At 68.6% G+C, this 15191-nt stretch carries 13 protein-coding genes; 3 read left to right on the top strand and 10 right to left on the bottom strand.

Annotated elements, in window-relative coordinates; all coding sequences use genetic code 11:
* Positions 1-2: 2 nt before the first annotated feature.
* The 8 genes from AC6CHL_RS02595 to AC6CHL_RS02560 form a co-directional block, all read right to left on the bottom strand.
* Positions 3-1355 carry a TadA family conjugal transfer-associated ATPase gene (locus AC6CHL_RS02595; protein ID WP_038688078.1) on the bottom strand — a complete coding sequence of 451 codons (1353 nt, stop codon included), beginning with the start codon at positions 1353-1355 and terminating at the stop codon, positions 3-5.
* A complete protein-coding gene (locus AC6CHL_RS02590; RefSeq protein ID WP_038688080.1) occupies positions 1340-2626 on the bottom strand; it encodes a fimbrial protein in 1287 nt (428 codons plus the stop codon). The genes AC6CHL_RS02595 and AC6CHL_RS02590 overlap by 16 nt, the downstream gene beginning before the upstream one ends.
* A gap of 24 nt (positions 2627-2650) precedes the next feature.
* Positions 2651-4021, bottom strand: coding sequence for a type II and III secretion system protein family protein (locus AC6CHL_RS02585; protein WP_081797205.1), 1371 nt, complete (start codon positions 4019-4021; stop codon positions 2651-2653).
* Between the two features lie 18 nt (positions 4022-4039).
* On the bottom strand, positions 4040-5059 hold the full coding sequence (cpaB, locus tag AC6CHL_RS02580; RefSeq protein WP_038688084.1) for a Flp pilus assembly protein CpaB: 1020 nt from the start codon (positions 5057-5059) through the stop codon (positions 4040-4042).
* Between the two features lie 31 nt (positions 5060-5090).
* The gene (locus tag AC6CHL_RS02575; protein ID WP_498293207.1) at positions 5091-5579 is read right to left on the bottom strand and encodes a TadE/TadG family type IV pilus assembly protein; all 489 of its coding nucleotides are present in this window, start codon (positions 5577-5579) and stop codon (positions 5091-5093) included.
* Positions 5576-6121, bottom strand: a complete 546-nt coding sequence (locus AC6CHL_RS02570; protein ID WP_498293205.1) for an A24 family peptidase — start codon at positions 6119-6121, stop codon at positions 5576-5578. The genes AC6CHL_RS02575 and AC6CHL_RS02570 overlap by 4 nt, the downstream gene beginning before the upstream one ends.
* 104 nt (positions 6122-6225) lie before the next feature.
* The gene (locus tag AC6CHL_RS02565; protein WP_038688089.1) at positions 6226-6432 is read right to left on the bottom strand and encodes a Flp family type IVb pilin; all 207 of its coding nucleotides are present in this window, start codon (positions 6430-6432) and stop codon (positions 6226-6228) included.
* Between the two features lie 432 nt (positions 6433-6864).
* Complete coding sequence (locus AC6CHL_RS02560) at positions 6865-7257, bottom strand: hypothetical protein (protein WP_498293203.1); 393 nt, start codon at positions 7255-7257, stop codon at positions 6865-6867.
* On the opposite strand from AC6CHL_RS02560, the gene AC6CHL_RS02555 reads away from it, so the two are divergent.
* The 3 genes from AC6CHL_RS02555 to AC6CHL_RS02545 all read left to right on the top strand — a co-directional run bounded on the left by AC6CHL_RS02555 (position 7219) and on the right by AC6CHL_RS02545 (position 13827).
* On the top strand, positions 7219-8214 hold the full coding sequence (locus tag AC6CHL_RS02555; RefSeq protein WP_038692157.1) for an AraC family transcriptional regulator: 996 nt from the start codon (positions 7219-7221) through the stop codon (positions 8212-8214). The two genes, AC6CHL_RS02560 and AC6CHL_RS02555, sit on opposite strands and share 39 nt — an antisense overlap.
* A gap of 224 nt (positions 8215-8438) precedes the next feature.
* Complete coding sequence (locus AC6CHL_RS02550; protein ID WP_498293201.1) at positions 8439-12866, top strand: YadA-like family protein; 4428 nt, start codon at positions 8439-8441, stop codon at positions 12864-12866.
* A 97-nt stretch (positions 12867-12963) separates the two neighbouring features.
* The gene (locus AC6CHL_RS02545; protein ID WP_498293199.1) at positions 12964-13827 is read left to right on the top strand and encodes an outer membrane protein assembly factor BamE; all 864 of its coding nucleotides are present in this window, start codon (positions 12964-12966) and stop codon (positions 13825-13827) included.
* A 219-nt stretch (positions 13828-14046) separates the two neighbouring features.
* Here the strand turns inward: AC6CHL_RS02545 and AC6CHL_RS02540 are convergent, their stop codons facing one another.
* Both AC6CHL_RS02540 and AC6CHL_RS02535 read right to left on the bottom strand, forming a co-directional pair.
* Complete coding sequence (locus AC6CHL_RS02540) at positions 14047-14634, bottom strand: fasciclin domain-containing protein (RefSeq protein ID WP_038688093.1); 588 nt, start codon at positions 14632-14634, stop codon at positions 14047-14049.
* Between the two features lie 114 nt (positions 14635-14748).
* Positions 14749-15144 (bottom strand): OsmC family protein, encoded by a 396-nt coding sequence (locus AC6CHL_RS02535; protein ID WP_498293197.1) that lies wholly within the window; start codon positions 15142-15144, stop codon positions 14749-14751.
* Between the last annotated feature and the right edge of the window lie 47 nt (positions 15145-15191).

Raw genomic sequence — 15191 nt, 5'->3', positions numbered from 1 at the left:
GCTCAGTAGCCTCCGTCCAGTGCCTCGCGCAGCTGCCGCCGGAACGGTTCGAGCTTGTGCGAATGCGGATGGAAGCCGAGCCCGATCCAGCGGTCGATCTCCTTGCCGTCGGCATCGATCTGGATTTCGTGGCGGAACATTTCCTGGGTGCTGATCAGGTTGTCGCTGACCCCGGTGATTTCCGTGATGGACACCAGCACGCGGCGGCCACTGCCAAGGCGCGAGATCTGCACGATGAAGTCGATCGCGCTGGCGATCTGCCGGCGCAGGCTGTCTTCGCTGCCCTGGAAACCGGCGAAGCCGGCCAGCATCTCGATCCGGTACAGGCAGTCACGCGGCGAGTTGGCGTGGATGGTGGCCATCGAGCCGTCGTGGCCAGTGTTCATGGCCTGCAGCATTTCCAGTACTTCGGCGCCGCGCACCTCGCCCACCACGATGCGGTCCGGACGCATGCGCAGGCTGTTGCGCACCAGGTCGCGGATGCTCACCGCGCCCTGGCCGTCGGCGCCGCCGATGCGGCTTTCCAGGCGCACCACGTGCGGGTGGTTGAGCGAGAGCTCGGCGGTGTCTTCCACGGTGATGACGCGTTCGTCGGCCGGAATGTAGCTGGCCAGCGCATTGAGCAGCGAGGTCTTGCCCGAACTGGTGCCGCCGGAAACCAGGATGTTGCAGCGGCCCAGTACCAGGGCATGCAGCAGCGCCTGCATGGGGCGGTCGAAGGTGCCCATGCGCAGCAGTTCGTCGGGGGTGAACGGGTCCTTGCGGAACTTGCGGATGGATACCATGGGACCATCCACCGCCAGCGGGGAGATGATCGCGTTGAGGCGCCCGCCGTTGGGCAGGCGCGCATCCACCATCGGGTTGGACTCGTCCAGCCGGCGCCCCAGCGGTGCCAGGATCCGGCGCAGGATCCGCAGCAGGTGGCTGTCGTCGCTGAAGCGCTGTGGCGCGCGCAGCAGGCGGCCACCCTGGGACACGTGGATGTCCTTGTAGCCGTTGATCAGGATGTCTTCGATGCTGGGATCGTGCAGCAGGTCGTCGAGCGGGCCGAACCCGGTCAGCTCCTTGACCAGCGCCGCGGCCACCACCTCCATTTCCGATTCGTTGACCGGAATGCGCCACTCCTGCACGAAGATGGCGGTCTGGGTGTGCACGTAGCGCGCCACCGTGTCCGGCGCCCAGGCATCGATGTCGATGCGTTCGTCTTCGATGCTGTTGAGCAGGTGCTCATGGGCGGCGACCAGTACCTTCTGGTACTCGTCGGACTGGGCAAACGGGGTGACCACGGCATCGGCCATGGTGCCGGCGTCGGCACGGGCATGCGGCGGCGCGAACGGCATCACTTTGTCTTCCATGGGAGACCACTCAGGCGGAGGACGAGTTTTTCCCGCCAGCCACGCGGCAGGACGCCGGCGAGTGCCGGGTCCAGTCGCGCCAGCAGCGGGGTGAGGGCACGCAGGTACGGGTCGCGCGGGGCATCCTGCAGCAACAGGTGGCCGTGGTTGGCACTGGCGCGCAGGCGATTGCAGTCGGGCAGGGTGGCCAGCAGCGGCAGGCTGAAGCGCTCGGCGATCTGCTGGGGCGCCAGGCCACCGCCTTCGTCGTGCCGGTTGATCACCAGCTGCAGGCGGCCGTCGCGCACGCCCAGTGCCTCCAGCTGTTTCAAGGCCAGGTCCAGCGACACCAGCGTGCCAATGGCCTGATCGGCCACCAGCCAGATTTCATCGGCGCTGTTGAGCAGCGAGCGCGGGATCTGCCGCACGGGCGCACCACCGACGTCGCACAACACGCTTTCGAACACGCCGCGCAGGCGCTGCACCAGCACGGCCGGGTCGGCGATGGGGCCGGCTTCGCTGCCCGCCGGCTGGCCGAGCAGGGCCAGGCCACCGGGGTGGCGGGTCATGGCGGTGCGGACGAAAGTGGCATCGATGCGGGTGGCGTTGCGCAGCGCATCGTTGTAGTGGAACTGGCTGTCCAGGTTGAGATACAGCGCGGCGTCGCCGGCCGGCAGGCCGAGGTCGAGCAGCAGCAGGCTGTTGTCGGGCGGGGCCGGGTCCGCGTTCGCGGTGGGCGGGGCCACCGGATGGCCCAGCTGCTGGGCCAGCACGCCCACGTGCGCGGCCAGGGTGCTGCTGCCCACACCGGCGCGGACGCCCAGCACCAGCACCAGGCGCGCCTTGCGGGCTGTCTCGGGCGCCACGCTGCGCACGCCGGGGGTGCTGCCGGCGCGGCGCAGCACTGCGTCGATGTCGGCGGTGGATGCGTCCAAGTCGAGGATGTCGCGAATGCCGGCGCGCAGCGCCGCCACGACGCCGTCGAGTTGATCGTTGGCGGTGGAGCCGACCGCTACCAGCGGCAGGTCGGGCAGGGTGCGTTGCAGGTGGCGGGTCAGGTCGGTCGTGGCGCTGGCCTGCTCGTGCCGGAAGTCGAGCAGCACCACGCAGGCACCGGTGCGGCGGTGCACGTCCAGCGATGTGATCGACTCGCGGCTGTCCTCCCAGTGCACGCGGGTGCCGGGCGGCAGCTTGGCGCCGAGCACGTCCAGCAGGCTGCGGTCAGGCGCGACCAGTACCAGGCTCACCGGCGGCGCCATCGGTTGCAGCAGGTGGAGGGTGGCGGTAGACATGCGGGCTGGGCTCCTGGCATCGGGTCAGCGCGAGAAGCCGGGCAGCTGGTCCGACGAGGCCGGGCTGAGCAGCCACGCGCCCCAGACCGGCAGGTTGGGCTTGACCTCGCGGTCGCCCGGCAGCGGCACCACCGTGTTGCGGGCCAGCGGCTGCACCAGCCGTGGGGTGACGATGATCACCAGCTCCTTTTCCTCGCGCTTGTAGTTCAGGCTCCGGAAGAACGCGCCGATGATCGGCAGGTCGCCCAGCAGCGGAATCTTGTCGACGCTGGAGCTGACCGTGTTGCTGACCAGCCCGCCGATGATGAAGGTTTCGCCGTCGCCCAGCTCCACCGTGGTATCGGCGCGACGGGTAGTGATCGACGGGATCTGCACGCCGTTGTAGGAGATGCCCGCGGCGTAGTTCAGATCGCTGGCTTCGGGGGCCACCTTGAGCGCGATGCGGTCGGGGCCGAGCACGGTCGGGGTAACCGTCAGGCCGATGCCGAACGGCTTGAAGGTGACCGTGGTGGTGCCCAGGCCCTGCGGCTCCAGGATCGGCAGTTCGCCGCCGGCCAGGAAGCTGGCGCTCTGCCCGGACAGGGCCACCAGGGTGGGCTCGGCCAGCACGCGGGCCATGCCGTTGTTCTGCAGCAGGTCGATGTTGGCGTCCCAGCCGTGGGTGAGCGATTTGAACACCAGGCCGAACGCGGACGACAACGGATTGGTGATCACCACATTGTCCGGGCTGGTGCCCGGGTCGGTGGCCGGCGGTACGCCCGGCAGCGTGCCACCCGGGCGGGTGATGCCGTAGAAGAAGCCGTTGCTGCCGCTGAAATTCTTGTTGGCAAAGCTCATGCCGATCTGGCGCAGCACCGACTTGTTGAACTCCACCACCTTCACGTCCACCTGCACCACACCGCCGCTGGCGATGGTGGACACATCCGCGAGTTGACCCTCTTTGCCCAGGGCCATGGTCGCCGCCTTGCGGCTCTGCTCATGGTCCAACAGGCCTGCCGCACTCCCTTGCAGCAGGCCCTGGCCATCCTGCAGCGTGAGCTGCAGGTCCCCCGACGGTGGCAGCGCCCCCTGGATTGCGCTGCGCACTTCGATCTGCATCCGCTGCGGCTCGCTCTGCTGGCGCCGCCACAGCAACAACGTGGTGGTCCCTGGCGCCTTGCCCACCAGCAGCGCCTGGCGCGGTCCCCGCAGCATCACCACATCGGCGACCCCCGGATCGGCGATGGCGACCCGGTCCAGGTCGGCCGGCAACGTCCACGGGCGCTGTTCGCGCGTCTGCAGCACCACATCGGCGTTGGCCATGCCCACCACCGGGCAGATGCCCAACACCAGCAACAGCAGCAGGCGGGTCGGCCAGTGGCGGGAACGGTGCAGGCGGGCAGGGCGTTGGGTCATGGAAAGTCTCGGCATGGCTCAACGCGAGCCGCTGTGGGAGGAAACATCGCCGCGGATGATTTCGACACCGCGGTCCAGACGCGGTGCCTGGCGCGGCGCACTGGCGCGTACCGGTGCGGGCGCCCGGGCCGGGCGTGTGCTGCGGCCGGCCAGTGCGTCGCTGTCGATGCCGGCGTAGGCGTCGTTTTCGGGAGACTGCAGCGCGAGCCGCTGTTCAGGGCTCAGCTCGCGCCGTGCATCCAGCACGCCGCCGGGCTGGGCGAACAATTCCTGGTCGGGTTGGCCCACATCGGCCGGGTTGCGCAGCGCCAGGAACAGGCGACCCTGCTGTGCGCCCAACAACAGGCGGTTGGCCTCGGCGACCGGCACCGCCAGAACCGCGCTGCGCACCGGTGCGCTGGTGCTGGTGCTGCTGGTGGACGATGCGCTGCCCTGGATGTCCTGCGCGCGGGCGTCGGTGCTGGCCTCGCTGGCGGTGTCGGTGGGCGCGGCCTGGCCCGGTGCGGTGTCTGCGGCGCCGTAGCTGAGCACCCGCATCCGCGACAACAACAGGCGTGCCTGCGCCTGGCCCTCGGTGCCCATGCCCTGCGGCGCGCGCAGGTTGAGGAACACGTCGACGTAATCGCCCGGCAGGATCCGGTTGCCCGCGGCCACCAGCTCATCCACCGGCACTGCAAGGGCGCGCTCGCCCGGATTGAGCCGCAGCGCGTAGCCGCGTGCCATCAGCGCACTGTTGAGTGCGGTACCTGCGGCAATGGCGTGCACGGGCACGGCGCCGGTGGCCTCGGCGATGCTGGCGTAGCCGCCCTGCGGTGCCTGCGGCGCGCTGCCGATGCGCAGGTCGGCGGCGCTGATGGGTCGGCCCGCGGGCAGCTCGCCCGCCGCTTCCACCACCGGCCACTGTTGCGGCTGGCCAGCCACCTGCGGCGCGGCCACCACGGTGGGGGCGGCACGCCGACTGACAAGGAAGGCCACCACCGCCAGCAGCAGGGCCAGCGCGATCAGTGCCACGGCGGCAATGCGGGTCAGCTTGAGCATGCAACAGCCTCCACGGCGTCGGTGCGGCGCATCACGGTGTACCCAGGTCGAGCTGGGCCACGGCGGTGCTGCGGATGGGTTCGGTGATCAGCCAGCCATACACCCGGCCGGTCCCGGGCAGGAATGGCTTGCTGCGGTAGTCATAGCTGACCGACACCTGCATGCACTGAGCGCTGGCCAAGCCCGCGCACGGCGCAGGCGCACTGACCACGATCGGCGGCGCACCAGCGTTGCTGCAGTTGGCCTGTTGCCCGGCGAAGTTCAACAGCCATTGCATCGAGCGTTGCGCCGCCTGGCAGGCGGCCACACGGCGTTCATTGGGGCTGGCATAGCGCAGCGAGGCGCGCGCGCCTTCGGCCGATGCCAGGGAAAGGGTCTGCTGGGCGGCCATGATCATCACCCCGGTGTAGGTCAACAGCAGCAGCGGGACCACGCCGAGGATCAGCATGAACGCAAATTCGAGCGTCACCACGCCACGTTGCGGTGAGCGTTGGCGATGCAACCGTGCGTACGCGGTCATGACGATGCTCCATAGGTGCCGTAGGCAATGAAGCCCACGGTGGCAAAGGCCAGGTACGCGGCATAGGGAATGCCGGCGCGCCCCTGGCGCGATGCGTGGATCTGGCGCACGAACGGCCGTGCCTGCCACTGCGCCTGTGCACGTGCATGCAGCCATTGCATGCGCAGCGGCAGCGTTGTGCGCAGGCCGGGCGCCAGCAGTACGCAGCCCGCGTGCGCGCCGGCCAGCAGGCTGCTCACCACCCAGATCGGCAGCAGGGCCGGCATCCCCAGCAGCAGGCCCAGCACCGCGAAGTACTTCACGTCCCCGGCACCCATCCAGCCCAGCGCATAGAACGGCAGCAGGGCTGCCAGTCCCACCACCGCGCCGGCCACATGCATGCCGGGAAACGGTGCCCCGCGCACCGCCCACATCCACAGCAACCCGCCCAGGCCAGCCACGCCCACGCACAGCAACCAGCGATTGGACACGCGCCGGGCGTACAGGTCGCTGATGGCGACCTGTGCACTCAACAACACAGCCAGTACGGGCAGCAGTGACATCCGAGGGCTCCTCCATGGCGCATCGAACACGGGGTGCGGGGCACACCGTTGGCGTCGCCGCAGGCGCGGGCCTGCGGTCGTCCATTGACCGGGTGAAGCGAAGGTCAGCCGGTGCCGGGGGTGGTCGGGGCGCTGCCGCCGGCGCTGTCCACCAGCGTCTTGAGCTTGGTGAACAGCGTAGTGAACATCTCGTTGAGGCCGGTGCGCGCGGCAACCACGAGGACGCCGGCGATCACGGCGGCGAGAATGCCGTACTCGAGCGCGGTGACACCATCTTCTTCAGCGAGAAACGTGCGGATTGAGGCTTTCATGACGGTCTACTCCCTGTTCCGTTCAATCGATTGGACTGCCTGCATGTGGATGGTGCGTCCCGGCTCCGCCGGGTCCATCCCGTAATCTGCGCGATCCCTGCGCAGGGGGCGGCTGCCGAAGCAGCCGCCGGCCTACCTGGATGCGTCCAGGGCGGCCGGGTTCGGATGGCGGGGAGCAGGCGGCAACGACAGGCGCGGCGTGATCGCCTGCGCGTGCGGGGAAGAGAACAGCCACGTAGCAATGAGCGTCTGCATAGAGATCCCCCTGTCGTACATTCCCGGTTTCCGCCACGGAGCTGCCGGGTGATGCCTGCCGCAATGATCGGCGCCAACAAAGTCCTTCAATACACATAAACGGCAGGCGTAGTTCGAACTTGAGTGCCTGCACTTTCACCCGTTATTCAAGCCGGGTGTTTGACAACCATTTAATGTTTATAAAGTGAAAGGGGTGTGTTTATAGGGTGAAGCGCAGGTGATGACGGTTTTTTGACGCATTCCGCGCTCAATTGCAGGCGTTTGCGGGCGTTGCGCGCGCATGCCGATGCAATTGCTGGCGACGGGTTTACCACGCGCCCAGTTCATGCATACTTGCCGAAAATGCGCATCGATAATACGGCGGTAATCCGATCCGGTCGCGCAGATAAACTGTTCATGTAGTCGTTGTGTCTGCGCAATTGCGCGGGCCGGAAAGTTCAGACGCCATGTGGCGTTGATTGGCGGCAACAGGAAGAAGCACGGGCAGCGGCGATGGCTGCCCGCATCCAGGCCAACGGGGGCATCACTGTCATGGTTGATGGTGCAGTGGACGGCAATGCAGGCGAGCACGGCGCGCTTCGGTCGCATGACCTGGCCACGCTGAGCGCGGTGCTGCGCGTCTGCGACCTGGAAACCGTGCTGCTGGATGGCAATGGCCCACGGGCGGCACTGCACTCGCGCGTGCACGACGAAGCGTTGTTCCTTGCCGCGCACTGTGGCTTCCACTTCCGCGGCCGCTTCATGCTGCCGCAGGACTGGTGCCTGCTTGGGTTCATCCACGCCACCGACGAGGCACAGAGCTGGTGCCACGGCATTCCACTCAGTGCCGGCATGGTGGTGACCGTGCTGCCGGAAGGCATCAGCGAGTTCACCTTGAGCGCGGGCACGCGGCTGAGCCTGCTGCTGGCGCCGATGCAGCGCGTGCAGCGCAAGCTGACCGCACTGAGCCTGCGCAGCACGCTGCCGTCCGGCCAGGCGTTGTCGCTGTTCAATCCCGACGTCTCGCGCGCCGGCTCCAGCCTGGTCGAACGCTACACGGGGCTGCACGCCACGCTTGCCGACCCTGGCGCGGCACTGGCCGCAGACGCGGTCGAATCGCTGCTGCACGACCACATACAGGCCTTGCTGGGGGCGGGCAATGAAGATCGCCCGTCCAACAGCCGGGCCCGGCGCGCGCACTATCTGATCGCGCAGCGTGCGGAAAACTTCATGCGACTCAATCTGCGTCGCTATATCTACATGCATGAAATCTGTGACGCGGCCGGGGTCAGCGAGCGCGCACTTCGCTATGCGTTTGAAGACCTGTTTGGCACCTCGCCGAACCGGTACCTGTCGATGCTGCGGCTGTGCGCGGCATGCCGTGGGCTGTCCATGGCCGATTCCAGCCGCAAGTCGGTCAAGGCGGTGGCGTTGAGCTGCGGCCTGTGGGATCTGTCCCGTTTTGCCGACAATTATCGTCGGGTATTCGGTGAGCTGCCGCGCGACACCCTGATGCGTGCGCCGGCGCAGATCGGCAGCCCGGCCTGACCACGGCGGCCATCGCCGCCGCCTGCAGCCCCCCCGCAATGCACGTTTCCGGCAATCTGCCGGAATTGCGCATGCCACTGCCGGTTTTCGTTCTTGTCTTGCCGGAACGCACGCAGGTGCTGCCGGAATGAAGTGCCCCAGCGACGACGTGGCGACTGTAATGACATCCAAGTGCCAACAGGCATGGATGCAGTCCACATCGTTCGTACACGGGGGAATACCTGATGAACCGTATCTTTCGACTCGTATGGAGCCACCGGCTGAATGCCCTGGTGGTCGTCTCGGAAGTGGCCACCTCGCGTGGCAGCCTGGTGGCCGGCCCGGTGGTGGTGCACCTGAAGGTGCCGCTGTCGATGCTGTCGATGGGCCTGGCGCTGGCCCTGTGCAGCGGAACGGCGTGGGCAGGTGAGAGCCAGACCCGCAGCGATCTGGATGCGCTGACCAACAAGTACGCGCCCCTGCCGGTCAAGGTGGACGCCGAGGCCGCGCTGGCCGCGATGGTGCGCACTGGCGACAGCACGCCGGCGTTGAGCGCGGCAGCCAACGTCAACCTCAACCTGGGACTCGGCAAGCCCGCCGCCGCCGCCTCGGCGCAGGCGGCCGTGGACGTGGGGGTCAAGGTCAAGGCGGCGCTGCCGCGGCAGCTGGCGGCGCCGGAGCGCGCAACGCCGGTGGCGGCGCATGCGGGCGTGCACGCCGACGTTGGCGCGGCCGTGGTCGTCGCCGCCCCGAAACTGGCCGCCACCGTCGTGGCCGATGCCACGGTGGCGCTGGGCAGCAATGAAACGGTCAGCGAGGGCATCGACGATGCCATCACCTCCACGTTGGCCGCCGGCGTTGCCGGCGGGGTCAAGGTGGATGCGCTGGCCCATGCCGTGGTGGCGGCGGACCGCAACCAGAAGCTGGTGGATGCCAATGCCGCGGTATCGCAGACCAGTTCCCTGGCGCTGTCACCGACCGCCGCGTCCGGCGGGTTGCTGGGCGGCGTGGGCGATCTGCTCGGCGGCGTCGGCAATACGCTGGGCAACGTGGTGGGCGGCGTGAGCAACACCGTGGGCAACGTGGTCGGCGGGGTCAGCGACACGCTCGGCAACGTGGTGGGCGGCGTGGGCAGCACGGTCGGCAATGTCGTGGGCGGTGTGGTGGGCGGGGTGTTCCCGGCGCCGACGTCGCTGCCGCCCGGCCATCCCAAGGCCCCTGCGGCGCCGGACCCCGATGCCGGGCTGATCATCGGCACCGGCGGCCTGGTCGGTTCGCTGTCGACCCTGGTCGGGCCGACCGCGCAGGGTCTGCTGGGTGGGGACGGTTATGTGCGCAACGGCAAGCTGGCCGTGAGCAGTGCCAACGTGATGCAGACCTATTCGGTCACCAATGTGCTGGGCATACCGCTGGTCAACCTGACCCCGGTGGGCACCCTGCTCAACGGGCTGGGCGGCGCCACCACGGGGGGGAGCTCGCACCTGACGCTGATCGGCGGGGTCACCTCGGACAGCTACATCTACAACATCAACAACGGCAACCCGAACGGGTTGCTGGGCCTGCTGCTGCCGGACCAGGCGCCGGGTTGGTCCAACACGTGCGTGGACCTGCTAGTGGCCAGTGTGGATTGCTGGGCCGTCAACGCCGCGCAGGACTACCAGGTGCTGGTCGGTGACGGTGCGTATGCCAACGGTTCGCGCGAAGTGGTGATCGGTGCCAACGCCCGCCACGAGCTGGCCAAGGTGGATGCCAACGTGGCGTTCCCCGGCGCAGGCCAGAACGACCCGAACGATCCGACCGGCGTGCCCACCGCCGACTATGCCGCGCGCATGGGCCATTCGGTGGTGGTCGGCGACAGTGCCATGGGCACGGCCAACGGCCAGGTGCTGCTCGGTGCCGAAGCCACCTCCAGCCAGGCCAACAGCGTGGCCCTGGGCTATCGCACGGTGGCCAACCGCGGTGCGCAGGCCAGCTACAGCGCTTACGGGTTGACCACGCCGCAGGTGTCGGCCGGTGAAGTATCGGTCGGCTTTGCCGGCGGCGAGCGGCAGATCACCAACGTCGCGGCCGGCAGCGCGGCCACCGATGCGGTCAACGTGCGCCAGCTGCAGGGCGCGATCAATCAGATCGACGCGCTGGATGTGTTCGCGGTGACCTACGACGATGACGGTGCCGGCGGCGCCGATTACCGCCGCATCACCCTGGGCGGCGGCACCGGCACCACCACGCTGGCCAATCTGGCCCCGGGCGCTATCGGCGCAGCAAGCACCGAAGCGGTCAACGGCGCGCAGCTGTTCGCCAGCAACCAGGCCATCGTCGACTACTTCGGCGGGCTGACCGCCTTCGATCCGGGCACCGGCGCCTGGACCGCGCCGAGCTTTGCCATCACCACCGTTTCCAACAGCGGCGCCATCGCCCCGGGCGTGTACGACAACGCCACCGATGCCTTCTCGGCCGTGGACGGTTCGCTGGTCAACCTCAACACGCAGATCACCGACATCCGCAACGGGGTGGGCAGCCGGTTCCTGAAGATCAACTCGACCGGGCTGGACGCCGTGGCCACCGGTGCCGACAGCATTGCAGTGGGCACCGGTGCCACGGCGATGGCGGCCAATGCCATTGCCGTGGGTGCTGGCGCCATGGCCGATCGCGATGGCACGGTGTCGGTCGGAGCGGTGGGCAGCGAGCGCCAGGTGGTGAACGTGGCCGCCGGTACGCAGGCTACCGACGCGGTCAACATGGGCCAGATGCTGGCCTCCGAAGCAGGCGCGCTGCGCTATGACGAAAATCCCGACGGCAGCGTCAACTACGCCAGTGCCACGCTCGGCAACGGCACCGGCACCACCAGCCTGCGCAACCTGCGGGCCGGTGCAGTCAGTGCCATCAGCACCGAGGCCATCAACGGCGCCCAGCTGTTCGACGCCAGCCAGGCGCTGGCCACGCACCTGGGTGGCGGTGCCGCGGTCGACGCCAACGGGGTGATCACTGCGCCGACCTACACCATCAACGCGGTGTCCAGCACCGGCCAGGTGACCCCGGGCGACTACAACGACGTGGGCAGTGCCTTCGATGCGGTCAGCCAGTCGCTGGCCAACGTGGCCGACCAGACCGACGCGGTGGACAAGCTGGCGGTGAAGTACGACGTGGACGGCGCGGGCAACGCCACCGACAGCATCACCCTGACCGGCAGCGGCGTCGGCGCGGCGGTGGCGCTGACCAACCTGGCCGACGGCAGTGTGCTGGCCGGCAGCAGCGACGCGGTGACCGGCAACCAGCTGTTCCAGACCAACAATGCCCTGGTCGGCTACTTCGGCGGCACCACCAGCTTCGACCCGACCACCAACATCTGGACCGCGCCGACCTTCAGCATTTCCTCGATCGCCACCGACGGCAGCGTGCTCAGCAATGACTACAGCAACGTCACCGTGGCCTTCGCCGCGGTGGACAATTCGCTGCTCAACCTCAACACCCGCATCGACCAGATCCAGCCGGGTGCGGGCAGCCCGTTCGTGCAGGTCAATTCGACCAAGGCCGCTGCCAGTGCCACCGGCGCCGACAGCATCGCGATCGGTCCGCTGGCCTCAGCCAGCGGCAGCGGCAGCACCGCGATCGGCGATGGGGCGACCGCCAGTGCCGACAACAGCGTGGCGCTGGGCAGTGGGTCGGTGGCCAGCGTCGGCGCGCAGAGCGGCTACACCGGTGCGTTCGGCGCGGCCGGCGGCAGCAGTTCGGCCGGCGAAGTGTCGGTGGGCAGCACCGGCAGCGAACGCAAGGTCACCCATGTGGCCGACGGCTCCGAACGCTACGACGCGGTCAACGTGGGCCAGCTGCAGAATGGCGTGAACTACGCCATTGACCAGTCCAAGGCCTACACCGACACCCAGATCAACAACATCAACAACGGCACGTCGGGCATGTTCCAGGTCAACAACAGCAACAACCTGGCGGCCCCCGCAGCGACCGGGGCCAATGCGGCCGCCGGGGGTGCCGGCTCCAGCGCCGCCGGTGCCAACAGCACCGCATTGGGCAACGGGGCCAGTGCACAGGGCAGCAACACGGTGGCCCTGGGCGCCGGGTCGGTGGCCACGCGCGACAACACGGTGTCGGTGGGCAGCGCCGGCGCGGAGCGCCAGATCACCAACGTCGGCGACGGCTCTGCCGCCACCGATGCGGTGAATGTGCGCCAGCTGCAGGCATCGCAGCAAGGCACCATCCGCTACGACAGCAACGTCAACGGCACCACCAACCTCAACAGCGTCACCCTGGGCAGCACCAGCACCGGGCCGACCACCGTGCGCAACGTCGCCGCCGGCACCGCCGGTACCGACGCGGTCAACGTGGACCAGCTGCGTGCCGGCATGAACCAGACCCTGGACTGGTCCAAGGCCTATACCGACGAGCGGTTCGATTCGTTCGACCGCAACCTGCGCCGTACCGACGACCGTGCCTCGGCCGGCGTGGCCGCGGCGATGGCGGTGGCCGGGCTGCCGCAGCCGTATGAGGCCGGGCGCAGCATGGCCGCGGTGGCCGCCGGCAGCTACAACGGAGAGTCCGGCGTGGCCGTGGGCATTTCCGGGGTGTCCGAGGGCGGGCGGTGGATCTACAAGGTGGCCGGGACCACCAACAGCCGTGGCGAAGGCGGGGTGTCGGTGGGTGCCGGCATCCAGTGGTAAGCACGCCGTAGTGAACCGTTCGCAGTGATTCGTTCCCGGTGCCGGCAGCCTGCCGCACCGGGGATTCCAGCGCGGCGTCGCGCACCAGGGGGAAACCATGTCCGCATCATCGATTGCACACGACCACACGCCGTTGCTGCGCTCACTGTCGCTGGGATTGGCGGTGTTGCTGTTCAGCGCCTGCGCCAGCGGCGGCAAGCACAAGGGCGACATGCCGGAAGGCGCCACGGTCACGCCGGAGGCGGGGGAGGTGAGCTTCCCCGATCCGAAGCGGGCCACGCTGAAGGAGGGCCTGTTCGTCGACCTGGACAGCCTGCGCCTGTTCGCGCGCGGCATGACCAAGCGCCAGCTGTACACCCTGCTCGGCACGCCGCACTTCGGTGAGGGCATGTGGGGCGTGCACGAGTGGAACTACCTGTTCAACTTCCGCAGCAATCCGGACGGCGACTACTTCACCTGCCAGTTCCAGGTGCATTTCGATGCGAAGGGCGTGGCCCAGGCCGGCTACTGGAAGCCGCAGGCCTGCGCCGCGCTGCTGCAGCCGCCGCCCCCGCCTCCGCCGCCCCCGCCGCCGGCACCGATGCCCAGCGAGCCGGTGCGTCTGTCGGCCGATGCGTTGTTCGCCTTTGACAGCGCCACCCTGACCGAGGCCGGTCGCCGCAGCGTGGATGCGCTGTTGCAGCAGGTGCGCAGCGCCAGCCAGGTGCAGACCATCCAGGTGCTGGGCTACACCGACCGGATCGGCAGCGATGGCTACAACCAGGTGTTGTCGCAACGGCGCGCACAGGCCGTCCGCGATGCGCTGGTGCAGGGCGGGGTGCCGGCCGCGGCGATCGTGGCCGAAGGGCGCGGCAAGGCCGACCCGCTGGTGAGCTGCACGCAGGGCAACCGCCAGGCGGTGATTGCCTGCCTGGCGCCGAACCGTCGCGTCGAAATCTCCGGTCTCGCGCAGACGCGCTGAGCCTTGGCGTGGCGCACGGCCACGCGTCCTCCCCCGTTGGTACCCCGCGTCGATGCATCTCTCCCGCATCGACCGGGGTGTTCTTTGACCTGGCTCGTCGCCCTCGCAGGATGTCTCCCCCGTCATCGCACCGGGGCGGCGGGCCAGGTCATCCTTTACCGGTCCCGCGGCGACGCCCGTTCCTGCAGCGTCGCCGCCTGCCGTTGCGCGGCGGGTGGGTCAGGGCATCAGCACCTTGTCCACCACGTGGATCACGCCGTTGCTCTGGCGCACGTCGGCAATGGTGACGCGGGCGGTGCCACCCTTGCTGTCGGTCAACGTAATGCCCTTGCCGACCTGGCGGGCAGTGAGCGTTTCACCCTGCACGGTGGTCAGTGCGGCCTTGCCGCCACCCTGCTTGATCCGGGCCATCAGCGCGGTGCTGTCGAGGTTGCCGGCCACCACGTGGTAGGTGAGCACCTTGGTCAGGTCGGCCTTCTTCTCCGGCTTCAGCAACCCGTCGACCGTGCCCTTGGGCAGTGCGGCGAAGGCGGCGTTGGTCGGCGCGAACACGGTGAACGGGCCCGGGCCCTTGAGCGTCTCGACCAGGCCGGCGGCCTTGACCGCGGCAACCAGGGTGGTGTGGTCCTTGGAGGCAACGGCGTTGTCGATGATGTCCTTGGTGGCGTACATCGGCGCACCGCCCACCATGGGGTTGGCGGCCATGGCGTGGTCGTGGCCTGCCATCGGCGCCTGCGCGAACGCCAGCGGCGCGGCGGCGGTGGACAGGCAGGCAAGCAGAAGCAGACCGGTCAGCGAGCTTTTCATGTGCAGGGTCCCATCAGGAGCGTCCAAGTGACGCAGCAGGATCTACGCGTGAAGCAGCGTGGCGGATGCAGCGGCGGCCGGCTTTCTACGTTTGTTATCGGCCGGTGAGGGCGATCAGGCCGGGCCGCGTTCGCTGGTGATGGTGGCGCCCTCGCGCATTACCAGGGTCACCGGGGTCTTTTCGACGACGTCCAGCAGGCGCTGCCACTGCGCATCGCTCAGCGCCCCACTGGCATGCAGGATGCGGTGCACCACCAGCTTGCCGGCGGCATCGCGCGAGGAGCTCAGCTCGGCGCGGAAGGTGCCCAGATCCCACCCCTTCTTCTCCGCATACATGCGCAGGGTGATCGCGGTGCAGGCCGACAGCGATGCCAGGTACAGGTCGAACGGGGCCAAGCCTGCGCCCTGGCCACCGAGTGTGGCCGGTTCGTCGGCGATCACCTCGTGCTCGCCGCTGCGGATGTGGTGGCGGTAATTGGGGCCTTCGGAAACGATCTGGACCTGTGCCATGGGGCGGCGCCGCGCTGTGGTGGGGATGCGCGCAGCATCGCACGCGG

The sequence above is a fragment of the Stenotrophomonas sp. GQ19 genome (genome assembly GCF_059758695.1).
This window is presented reverse-complemented; position numbering and strand designations above follow the sequence as displayed.

Coding starts and splice junctions, on each gene's coding strand:
- AC6CHL_RS02595 (WP_038688078.1), bottom strand. CDS start 1,355: ATGGAAGACAAAGTGATGCCGTTCGCGCCGCCGCATGCCCGTGCCGAC.
- AC6CHL_RS02590 (WP_038688080.1), bottom strand. CDS start 2,626: ATGTCTACCGCCACCCTCCACCTGCTGCAACCGATGGCGCCGCCGGTG.
- AC6CHL_RS02585 (WP_081797205.1), bottom strand. CDS start 4,021: ATGACCCAACGCCCTGCCCGCCTGCACCGTTCCCGCCACTGGCCGACC.
- cpaB (WP_038688084.1), bottom strand. CDS start 5,059: ATGCTCAAGCTGACCCGCATTGCCGCCGTGGCACTGATCGCGCTGGCC.
- AC6CHL_RS02575 (WP_498293207.1), bottom strand. CDS start 5,579: ATGACCGCGTACGCACGGTTGCATCGCCAACGCTCACCGCAACGTGGC.
- AC6CHL_RS02570 (WP_498293205.1), bottom strand. CDS start 6,121: ATGTCACTGCTGCCCGTACTGGCTGTGTTGTTGAGTGCACAGGTCGCC.
- AC6CHL_RS02565 (WP_038688089.1), bottom strand. CDS start 6,432: ATGAAAGCCTCAATCCGCACGTTTCTCGCTGAAGAAGATGGTGTCACC.
- AC6CHL_RS02555 (WP_038692157.1), top strand. CDS start 7,219: ATGGTTGATGGTGCAGTGGACGGCAATGCAGGCGAGCACGGCGCGCTT.
- AC6CHL_RS02550 (WP_498293201.1), top strand. CDS start 8,439: ATGAACCGTATCTTTCGACTCGTATGGAGCCACCGGCTGAATGCCCTG.
- AC6CHL_RS02545 (WP_498293199.1), top strand. CDS start 12,964: ATGTCCGCATCATCGATTGCACACGACCACACGCCGTTGCTGCGCTCA.
- AC6CHL_RS02540 (WP_038688093.1), bottom strand. CDS start 14,634: ATGAAAAGCTCGCTGACCGGTCTGCTTCTGCTTGCCTGCCTGTCCACC.
- AC6CHL_RS02535 (WP_498293197.1), bottom strand. CDS start 15,144: ATGGCACAGGTCCAGATCGTTTCCGAAGGCCCCAATTACCGCCACCAC.